Source organism: Myxococcus xanthus (assembly GCF_013116825.1).
In the GTDB taxonomy this organism is placed as follows: Bacteria; Myxococcota; Myxococcia; order Myxococcales; family Myxococcaceae; genus Myxococcus; species Myxococcus xanthus_B.
Window position 1 is genome coordinate 22,982 of record NZ_JABFNS010000114.1, and the last position, 6,489, is coordinate 29,470.

At 70.4% G+C, this 6,489-nt stretch carries 6 protein-coding genes; 3 read left to right on the forward strand and 3 right to left on the reverse strand.

All coding sequences use genetic code 11. The features are described from left to right. Positions 1-2 precede the first annotated feature (2 nt). From HNV26_RS27635 to HNV26_RS27645, 3 genes are all read left to right on the forward strand, one after another. On the forward strand, positions 3-1,307 hold the full coding sequence (locus tag HNV26_RS27635; protein ID WP_253817107.1) for a M50 family metallopeptidase: 1,305 nt from the start codon (positions 3-5) through the stop codon (positions 1,305-1,307). Positions 1,308-1,655: 348 nt separating this feature from the next. Beyond that, positions 1,656-2,891 carry a CmlA/FloR family chloramphenicol efflux MFS transporter gene (gene cml, locus HNV26_RS27640; protein ID WP_216612774.1) on the forward strand — a complete coding sequence of 412 codons (1,236 nt, stop codon included), beginning with the start codon at positions 1,656-1,658 and terminating at the stop codon, positions 2,889-2,891. Between the two features lie 168 nt (positions 2,892-3,059). Next, positions 3,060-3,743 carry a hypothetical protein gene (locus tag HNV26_RS27645; protein ID WP_253817108.1) on the forward strand — a complete coding sequence of 228 codons (684 nt, stop codon included), beginning with the start codon at positions 3,060-3,062 and terminating at the stop codon, positions 3,741-3,743. 9 nt (positions 3,744-3,752) lie between these two features. Here the strand turns inward: HNV26_RS27645 and HNV26_RS39060 are convergent, their stop codons facing one another. From HNV26_RS39060 to HNV26_RS27660, 3 genes are all read right to left on the reverse strand, one after another. After that, positions 3,753-4,415, reverse strand: coding sequence for a molybdenum cofactor biosynthesis protein (locus tag HNV26_RS39060; RefSeq protein WP_171440677.1), 663 nt, complete (start codon positions 4,413-4,415; stop codon positions 3,753-3,755). A 26-nt stretch (positions 4,416-4,441) separates the two neighbouring features. After that, entirely contained in the window at positions 4,442-6,274 is a 1,833-nt protein-coding gene (locus HNV26_RS27655; protein WP_171440672.1) for a PKD domain-containing protein, read from the reverse strand. 7 nt (positions 6,275-6,281) lie between these two features. Next, positions 6,282-6,489 (reverse strand): MXAN_2562 family outer membrane beta-barrel protein (locus HNV26_RS27660; RefSeq protein ID WP_253817109.1); only part of this gene is annotated, 208 nt, incomplete at its 5' end.

The window sequence follows — 6,489 nt, forward strand, 5'->3', positions numbered from 1 at the left end:
GGATGCATTACGCGCTCGTCCTGCTCGCCCTGGGAGGCCTGCTGACCCTCCACGAGTTGGGGCACCTCGTCGCCGCGCGGTTGCTCGGTGTGCGGGTGCCCCGCTTCGTGTTCGGTTTCGGTCCACCGCTGATGTCCTTCCGTCTGTGGGGGACGCAGTACGTGGTGGCGGCGGTGCCCCTGGGCGCCACGGCGCACTTGCAGGGGATGAACCCGCACCGCGCGGACGCCGACGAGGCCGCGGGCTTCACCTCGCGCGGCCCCCTGCTGCGCATCCTCATCATCCTGGCGGGGCCGCTGGCCAACTATGCGCTCGCGTTGGGTGTCCTGTTCGCGCTGTACACGTCGGGCACGCACGTGGTGGTGCCGCTGACGGTGGGGACGGTGCAGCCGGGCTCGGAGGCGGCGCGCGCGCAGTTGCTCCCGGGGGACCGCATCGTCCATGTCGCGGGACAGCCGCTGCGGAGCTGGTCGGAGTTCGTGGAGAAGGTGGGCGCGGCGCCGGGTGTCCCGCTGGAGTTGGGCGTGGAGCGCGGCGGCGATGCGCGCTCGGTGGTGGTGCGGCCCCGGCCGGATGAGCGGGGCACGGGCCGCATCGGGGTGAGCCAGCAGTACGTCTACAAGGAGCACGGCGCGGGCGAGGCGCTGAGCCATTCGTTCACGCACACCGTCAAGGTGGCCGAGGAAGGCGTGGCGCTGTTGAAGCGGATGATGCAGCACGGCCTGGAGAGCGCGGACGCGGCGAGCCCCGGAGCGCTGGTGCGGCAGGAGTCCGCGGACGCGATGTCGTCCGGGACGGATGCCCTGCTGCGGACCTTGGTCGCCGCGTCGGTGGTGCTGGCGCTGTTGACGTTGCTGCCCGTGCCTGGGCTGGATGGAGGCCGCGTGGTGCTGCTCCTGGTCGAGGCGGCGAGCGGCCGGCGGATCCCCCCTCGCGTGGAGACGGCGGCGCAGACGGTGGGGTTCCTGGGAATCGCCGTGGCCGTGGTCTTGATGGCGACCGCCGAGATTCGGCGCGCGTTGCCGGCGCGGTTCGGCATGGAGGAATCGCCGGCTCAGGATGCGGGGACGGAACAGCCGTCGCCTGCGGCGCCGGCTTCCACGAAGGGCACGGCCCCCTCTCCTGTTCAGGCGCCTGGCGCGCCGGTGAAGGGAGGCGACACGGCGGGCGCCGCTCCTGCTGGGGCAGCCGCCGCGGACACGACGACGGGGGCCGGGCCTGCTGGGACAACCGCGGCGAGCACAGGAAGCAGCCCCCTTCCTGCCAGGACGGGTTCAGCGGCGGCAGGAGCTGACGCGGGGACGTAGAAAGCACCCGGCGTCGCCCCTGGTGCCGCGCCCGCCGGCCCCACGGACGGGGAGCAGCCACACGCGGCGCCAGCCCCCGCCGGCCATGCCATCCGCCAGCGCGCGCGGCACCTCATGTCAGGAAGGTTCGATGGCTACGTCCCGTCCGGTCACGGCGGACGGTTGTTCAGCACCGTCGTGATTGCGACACCCAACCCCGACCTTCGGGCGCAGACGCGCCGCATGGGAGCCAGCGAGATGGGAAGCACCGTATCCGCAGATGAGTGAGCCGCGGCGACACGTCAATCGTTGCCGCGGCCATCTGCCCCAGCTCATCCCGGTACCCGTGGAGAGGCAGAGCGCCGCCAGATGTTCCTCATTTGTGCGGATGCAATCGTGCCTGACTTCAAATCCCCGTCGTGGAATCACGCTGTGCCAGCAGCGCTGTTGCTGATGGCGCCCTTCGACCTCCTGGCCTCACTGGCCATGGACATCTACCTGCCAGTCGTTCCGGCGATGCCCGGAATCCTCAACACCTCACCCGCCATCGTCCAGCTCACCTTGAGCCTGTACATGGTGGTGCTCGGGCTCGGGCAGATGGTGTTTGGCCCGGTCTCCGACCGCATCGGCCGGCGTCGAGTGCTCCTGGCAGGCGCCCTCCTGTTCGCGGTCACGTCCTTCCTGCTCGCGGGGGCCTCGGATGCCGCGATGTTCGTCGGCCTTCGGCTCGTCCAAGCGATGGGGGCATCCGCGGCCCTCGTCGCCACGTTCGCGACGGTCCGCGATGTCTATGCGGAGCGCCCCGAGAGCGCGACCCTCTACAGCCTGTTCAGCGCCATGCTGGCCTTCGTCCCCGCGCTCGGGCCCATCGCGGGGGCGCTGCTCATGCAGCGCTGGGGATGGCGAGCCATCTTCATCACGCTCGGAGTCCTGGCCACTGCGGCGCTGCTGCAAGCCTTGCCGCGGTGGCACGAGACGCGCCCGGAGCAGGGCCTCCAGTCGCGTCCCGCGATGCGGCACATCCTGCGCAGCGCCGCGTTCTGGACCTACACCCTGGGCTTCAGCGCGGCCATGGGCTCCTTCTTCGTGTTCTTCTCCACGGCGCCCCGGGTGCTCATCGGTCAGGCCGGCTTCTCCGAGCTCGGGTTCAGCCTGGCTTTCGCCACCGCCGCGCTCGCGATGATTCTGACGACCCGCTTCGCGAAGCGCTTCGTGGGGAGCTGGGGGCTGGCGGGGAGCCTCACGCGGGGCATGGGCATGTTGCTGCTCGGGGCGGGGCTCCTGACGGCCGGACAGCTCCTGGCGACGCCGTCGTTCTGGACGTTCGTCGCGCCGATGTGGCTCATCGCGGCCGGCATCGTGTTCTCCGTCTCCGTCACCGCGAATGGCGCACTCCAGGCCTTTGGTGATGTGGCGGGAACGGCGGTCGCGCTCTACTTCTGCATCCAGAGCCTCATCGTCGGCGTCCTCGGCACGCTGATGGTCGTCCTGCTGGACGGCGACACGGCGTGGCCCCTGGTGGGATACGCGTCCCTGATGGCAGGGGTGACGTTGACGGCGCTTCAGCGCCTCCAGCGCCGACAACGCGTCCTGACGACCCCCTAGCCAACGCCCCCAAACCGCGCCGCGGGGGCCTGCTCCCGCGGCGCGGCGGCGGTTTCCATCTTTCCCGCCTGGGACGGAACCCTGCCCGCCTCCCGGCTGTCCAGGGGCCAACCGGGCGTCGGCCGTCTTTCGGAAGACGTCTCCTGGACGATGAAGGAGCCGCGAGCCATGCAAGGCCCTATGCTTCCCCCCGCGATGAACACCAAGGCAGGCGGTGGACTCTTCTGTGAGCTGTACTGGGGCAACAATCTGTCCGAGGCGTGGAGCTATGGGCCGGAGCATTCGAACGTCCACGCCGCCCCGGACGAGACGGCACCGCTACCGCTCTACGGCTTTACCCTGCCCGAAGAGCCGTTCCTGCTCGCCGAGCGCACCGCTCAGGGCTGGCGCATCCACCTGCCGCCCGCTGCCCGTGCCGAGCGCGCCATCCAAGGCAACGTCTATGCCGCCGTGCCGCAGACGGACCTGCGCCAGCACGACGGACGCACGACCGTGGAGCTCGCGGAGGGCATGACGCTTCGCCTCTCGGAAGGCGAGCTCTCGCTGCGCATCCAAGGCTCCGTCGTCAAGGAGCAGGTCAACCGGCTCCAGTGGAAGGACTTCGGCTGGCTCATCATCGTGAGCATCCTCTTCCTCAGCCTTCCCGTGGGCTTCCTCATCGCGGGCCCCACGCCCCAGCGCATCGAGGAATCCAAGGTCCGCGCCATGAAGATGGCCGCCGACAAGGAAGCCGCGCGCCGCAAGGCCATGGGCCTGGACACGCCACTGCGTCCGCTCACGGAGGAAGAGCTCGGCATGCAGCCCGACGGCGGCGACGACGTCACGGTCCCCGCCTTCCTGCGCGTCCGCTGAAGCGGCGCTTCAGGGCCCCAGGCCGACCCAGACCTCCCCATCCTCGAAGAACTCCTTCTTCCAGATGGGGACGTCCTGCTTGAGCCGCTCGATGGCGTACTCGCAGCCACCGAACGCCTCCTTCCGGTGCGGCGACGCCGCGGCGATGACGACGGCCAGCTCGCCGGGCACCAGCGTTCCCACGCGATGGATGATGGACAAGCGCACGCCGGGAAACCGCTCCGCGGCCTCCGCGCCAATCTCCGCCAGCTTCTTCTCCGCCATGGGCGCGTAGGCCTCGTACTCCAAGCGCAACACGCGGCGGCCCTTCGTCTGGTTGCGCACGGAGCCGCTGAACGTCACCAGCCCGCCGTATGACTCCCCGCTGACAGCCTCCACCACCTCTTCCAGCCGCAGGGGCCGGTCCACCACCAGGAACTTCCCAGGTGCGCCTCCCGCCACGGGGGGAATCAGCGCCAGCTCCGCCCCACCCCGCACCGGGGAATCCGGACCGACGAACTCCTGGTCCACGGCCACACGAAGGTGCGGCAGGAGTGGCGCCAGCGCCGCGTACTTCGCGCTCAGCAGCCGCAACACGTCCCGCACCTGCGAGCCCTCGGGCAAGTCCAGGGACTCACGCACCTGCCCGGTGCGCTCGCGAGCCGCGGCGAAATAGAGGACGGTGATGCGCACGTTCCCTGCGTCCGCCTTGCCCCCGCTCAACGCGAAGCCTCCTGCTCCACGCGCAAGGACAGGCGTCCCTTGAGCCGGCCCCCGCCCTCCACCGGGCTGAAGTCGAGGAAGCCCGAGTCCAGCGGCGTCATCCGATCCAACAGCGCCCCCGAAAGCGCCTTCGTCGCCCCAAGCAACATATTGGGCACTCCGGGCACCCTCTCCGCCGCGCGCAGGTCCGCGCGCAGCCGGCCCAGGTCCACCATCACCGACACGTGGCCCGAGCTGAAGGCCTCACCACCGAAGCGCTCCCGCAGCTCGGCGCCCACGTCTCCTCGAGGACGGCCCTGCAGCAGCTCCCCCGCCAGCAGGCTGGCGCGCTCGGGCGTGATGCGCAGCTCCACCGGCTGCTCTCGAATCCTCGTCCGGAAGAGCGTGCCATTCGCCTCCTGCTGCGTCGTGTAGCGCAACACGGAGTCTTCCAGTTGCTTTTGCACGAGCGCCCGCACGGGCTCCGACTCCGTCAGCCCCGCTTCGAACACGATGGAGCCCTTGATGTCGGGCCGCTTGTTCCGGATGAAGTTGCGGAAGAAGGCCGGGATGTCGAAGTACGCGCGCAGCACCACGTCGCCGCGCAGCGCCTTGAGCAACGCCTCCACATCCAGTCCCTCACGGCGCCAGGACGCCACCATGCGCTCGCGGCGCTCGGAGCCCGGCGCACCGAACACCAGCCGAGCCAGCTCCTCGGGCGGCACGGAAATCTGCGCCGCGGCGATGGGCCCCAGCTCCGCGTCCTTCAGCAACGCCGACGCGGGCGCGCGGGCGCCCTGGAACAACGGCGTCGAGGAGGACAGGAAGCCATCCAGGTCCACCCGCTCCGGCTTCACCGCCAGCGACGCGGCGAAGCCGCGAATCGGGTGGGTGCCTTCTTCATCCGGCGCCACTCCGGGCTGCTTCCCGGAGAAGAGGTACATGCTGCCGCTCGCCACCTTCCCGCGCAGCTCGGTCAGGAGCGCGTCCTCGGAGATGCCCGGCCCCGTGAGGCTTCGCACCGCCTGGCGGGCCACTTCCGCGTCGGGAATGGCCAGCACCCGCGACTGCTGAGCCTCACCCTCGTCGGGCTCCTCCAGCCCCTCCGGTACGGCGAGATAGAGGTAGCCTCGGTCCTCGAAGAGCAACATCGGGGGCCCGCCTGACGCGGGCTCCACGGTGGCGGAGCCGTCCGGCTGCGGCATCACGCCGTGCCCCGCCCGCTCCAGCTCACCGGCAACGGCATTCAAGGCCGCCTCTGGCTCCGTGATGCCCAGCAGCGTCACGACGCCGTCGAACTCCGGGAGCAGGAAGAAGCCGAAGCCCTCGTCGGGGTCCACCACCGAGCCGGCGCCGTTCTCCAGGTCCGTGAAGAGCAGCGGCAGCAGCGGGGATGACTCCACGGCCCGCCGCGCGTTCTCCGGCCCCACGAGCCGCGCGTAGAAGTCCATCAACGAGTCCACGTGGCCCCGCAGCTCGGGCAACCACATGACGGTGCGCGCGCTGGAGGGCACCGCGCGCAACACGGGCCGAGGCACCACCGTCAACTGGACGCGGCCGACCTCCTCGCCCTCGTGCAGGGCGCGCACGGTATAGGCGCCTGCTCGGGAGAAAGCGTGGGACACCCACGGCGCCGTCTGGGCGTCGCTGCCGTCACCGAAGTCCCAGGTGACGGCGGTGGCGTCCTCGCGCTGCGAGCCGAGGTCCACCGGCACGCCCGCTTCCACCGTCCGGTCCTGCCCCAGGTCCGGCCGCACCGCGCGACGGCAGCCAGAGGCCCAGGGGCCCACGGCGACCGTCATCAGAAGGAGTGCGACAAGAGACCCGGGGCGGCGCGGAATGAGCGGCATGAGCCGCTTAGTAGTCCAGCGCCAGTCCGAACATCCAGCGCCGGTTCGACAGGTTCAGCCCCGGCCCGCCGAAGTTGTCCACATCCGCATAGGTGTACTCGGCGAAGATGTAGCTGTGGTTGACGCCCAGGTCGGAGTCGAAGTCGCGCGCGAAGCGCGGCTCCAGGACGTCCAGCATGAAGGCCAATCCGCCCGTCGCGCCCCAGCCCCACTTG